General features: G+C 68.8%; 6 protein-coding genes. 5 read left to right on the top strand and 1 reads right to left on the bottom strand.

The features are described 5' to 3' along the window. Position 1 precedes the first annotated feature (1 nt). Genes P409_RS37450 through P409_RS31360 form a run of 4 tightly spaced genes read left to right on the top strand, consistent with a single transcriptional unit; the run spans position 2 to position 2,015 of the window. The gene (locus tag P409_RS37450; RefSeq protein ID WP_430515671.1) at positions 2 to 157 is read left to right on the top strand and encodes a YgjP-like metallopeptidase domain-containing protein; all 156 of its coding nucleotides are present in this window, start codon (positions 2 to 4) and stop codon (positions 155 to 157) included. Then, a complete protein-coding gene (locus tag P409_RS31370) occupies positions 150 to 1,358 on the top strand; it encodes a multidrug effflux MFS transporter (RefSeq protein ID WP_052121616.1) in 1,209 nt (402 codons plus the stop codon). Before P409_RS37450 ends, P409_RS31370 begins: the two co-directional genes overlap by 8 nt. A 58-nt stretch (positions 1,359 to 1,416) precedes the next feature. Then, complete coding sequence (locus P409_RS31365) at positions 1,417 to 1,743, top strand: type II toxin-antitoxin system RelE/ParE family toxin (RefSeq protein ID WP_034847730.1); 327 nt, start codon at positions 1,417 to 1,419, stop codon at positions 1,741 to 1,743. Then, the gene (locus P409_RS31360; protein ID WP_034847728.1) at positions 1,740 to 2,015 is read left to right on the top strand and encodes a helix-turn-helix domain-containing protein; all 276 of its coding nucleotides are present in this window, start codon (positions 1,740 to 1,742) and stop codon (positions 2,013 to 2,015) included. The genes P409_RS31365 and P409_RS31360 overlap by 4 nt, the downstream gene beginning before the upstream one ends. A 30-nt stretch (positions 2,016 to 2,045) precedes the next feature. On the opposite strand, the gene P409_RS31355 is transcribed toward P409_RS31360, so the two are convergent. Next, entirely contained in the window at positions 2,046 to 2,342 is a 297-nt protein-coding gene (locus tag P409_RS31355) for a YciI family protein (RefSeq protein WP_034847726.1), read from the bottom strand. A gap of 117 nt (positions 2,343 to 2,459) precedes the next feature. Between P409_RS31355 and P409_RS31350 the strand changes: the two genes are divergently transcribed. Continuing rightward, a partial coding sequence (locus P409_RS31350; protein WP_034847724.1) for an SDR family NAD(P)-dependent oxidoreductase occupies positions 2,460 to 2,642 on the top strand: 183 nt, incomplete at its 3' end.

The following is a 2,642-nucleotide window of genomic DNA, read 5'->3' as shown; positions in this document are numbered from 1 at the left end:
GGTGCTGGACTACGTGGTGGCGCATGAGGTGGCGCATCTGGTCGAGATGAACCACTCCGACCGCTTCTGGGCGGTGGTCGACCGGCTGCACCCGGATGCCGACCGCTGCCGCGCTTGGCTCAAGGCCAAGGGACAGGACCTGCATCTCTATGGCTGACCGGGCCGTCGGAACCATGCAGCCCTCGGTCCTCATCGCCGTCGTCCTGACGCTGCTGACCGGCTTCGGGCCGATGTCGACGGATGTCTACCTGCCGTCGCTGCCGGCGCTGGTCACCGCCTTCGACACCGACATCGCCACGGTGCAGCTGACGCTCAGCGTCTTCCTGGTCGGCTTCGCCGTGGCGCAGCTGGTCTACGGCCCGGTCTCCGACCGGTTCGGCCGGCGCCCGGCGATCCTGGCCGGGGTGTCGATCTTCACCGCCGCCAGCGTCGCCTGCGCGCTGGCCACCTCGATCGAGATGCTGATCCTGTGCCGCTTCCTGCAGGCGCTCGGCGCCTGCTGCGGGCCGGTGCTGGGCCGGGCCGTGGTGCGCGACCTGTACGGGCCGGAACACTCGGCCCGCATCCTGGCCTATATGTCGATGTCGATGGCGCTGGCGCCGGCGATCGGGCCGATGATCGGCGGCGTGCTGCAGCAGGGCTTCGGCTGGCAGGCGACCTTCTGGCTGCTGGTCGGCTTCGGCGCGCTGATGCTGGCCTCGGTCCTCGGCCTGCTCGGCGAAAGCAACCGGCACCGCGACCCGCTGGCCACCAGCCCGACCCGCCTCGTCCGCAACTACGCCAGCCTGCTGCGGCACCGCCGTTACATCGGCTATGTCGCGATCGTCGCCTGCAGCTACAGCGCGATCTTCACCTTCATCTCCGGCTCGTCCTTCGTGCTGTCCGGCATGCTGGGCCTGTCGCCGCCGGTCTATGGCTCCTGCTTCGGCGTGGTCTGCGTCGGCTATATCTGCGGCACCTTCGGCTCCGGCCGCCTCACCCTGCGGCTCGGCATCAACCGCATGATCGCGGCCGGTACCCTGGTGATGCTGGCCGGCGCCGCGGCGATGGCGGGGCTGGCGGCGTCCGGCGTGTTCACCGTCTGGGCGGTGGTCGGCCCGTTCTTCGTGGTGATGATCGGCGTCGGGCTGACCCTGCCCAACGCCATCGCCGGGGCGATCGCGCCGTTCCCGGCCATGGCCGGAACCGCCTCGGCGCTGATGGGCTTCCTGCAGATGACGCTGGCGGCGCTGGTCGGCATCGCCATCGGCCACGCCACCGGCACCGACGGCCTGCCGATGGCGCTGGCCGTGCTGCTGACCACGCTCGGCGCCCTGGCCGCCTTCCGCTTCCTGGTCAAACCGATGGCGGCGGATTGACGGATCCGTTTCGAAACCAGGATTGTGTCCTTATATCCATTCGGATATAATTCGATGGATGAAGCCGCTCCGATTCCTCGGGGATTCGCTCAGAAGCCTACGCGAGTCCCCGTCCGACGCCCGCCAGGACGCCGGCTATCAACTGGATTGGGTGCAACGTGGAAAACAGCCCGATGACTTCAAGCCGATGCCATCCGTCGGCAGAGGTGTCGAGGAGATCAGGGTTCGCGACGAAACGGGAGCCTATCGGGTGATCTACACTGCTAGGCTGGCCGATGCCGTCTATGTGTTGCACTGCTTTCAGAAGAAGACGCAGGCGACCAGCAGGCGTGACATCGAGCTGGCCCGAACCCGATTTCTCGAGCTTGTCCGGAGTGCAGAATGACCCAGACCTTCGACAGCGTGTGGGATGCCGTCGCCGATACGCCTGAAGAGGCCGCCAATCTGCGCATGCGGGCGGAGCTGATGACGCAGATTGCCGAGATCATCAATGCGAGCGGCTGGAAACAGGCTGAAGCCGCTGCGCATTGCGGCGTGACCCAGCCTCGCATCAACGATCTGCTTCGCGGCCGCGTGTCCCGCTTCTCCCTCGACGCCCTGGTGAACATCGCGACGGCGCTCGGCCGTCGCGTGCATGTGGCGCTGGAAGCCGCGTGACGGCGAAGACGCTGCGGCCGCTGTGAGGCTTCAGCTCTTCGAGCGCACCGCCACCCGGAACGGGCGGATCTCGATGTCCTTCCACACCCCGCCGGTGACATAGGGGTCGGCGGCGATCACCGCGTCCAGCGTGGCCCGGTCCGGTACCTCGTAGATGACGGTGGAGCCGACCATCCGGCCCTCGTCGTCCAGGATCGCGCCGCCGGCGATGATCACGGCCTCCTCGGCCATCCGGCGGGCGCCGACCAGGTGCTGCTCGCGCACCGCCTGGCGCCGGGCCGGGGCCTCGGCGTCGGTGCCGTCCTTCGCGATCACCAGGAACTGCATGGCTCTCCTCCCTCGTCGATCCGGCGAGCATAGCGGCGTTCGGGCCGGTCGCAACCCGGCCGGCGATCTGCTACCCAGGGGCACGAGTTTCGGGTGCCATCCTGGTGGAGAGACGAGATGAAGGTCGAGGGTCTGGCGGCGGTGGTCACCGGGGCGGGGTCGGGCATGGGGGCGGCGACCGCCCGGGCCCTGGCCGCTTCCGGCGCGAAGGTGGCCCTGCTCGACCTCAACCGCGACGCGGCCGAGACAGTGGCGCGGGAGATCGGCGGCCTGGCCGTGGCCTGCGACGTCGGCGACGGC

It is taken from the genome of Inquilinus limosus MP06 (assembly GCF_000767795.1).
GTDB classification, from domain to species: domain Bacteria; phylum Pseudomonadota; class Alphaproteobacteria; order DSM-16000; family Inquilinaceae; genus Inquilinus; species Inquilinus limosus_E.
This window is presented reverse-complemented; position numbering and strand designations above follow the sequence as displayed.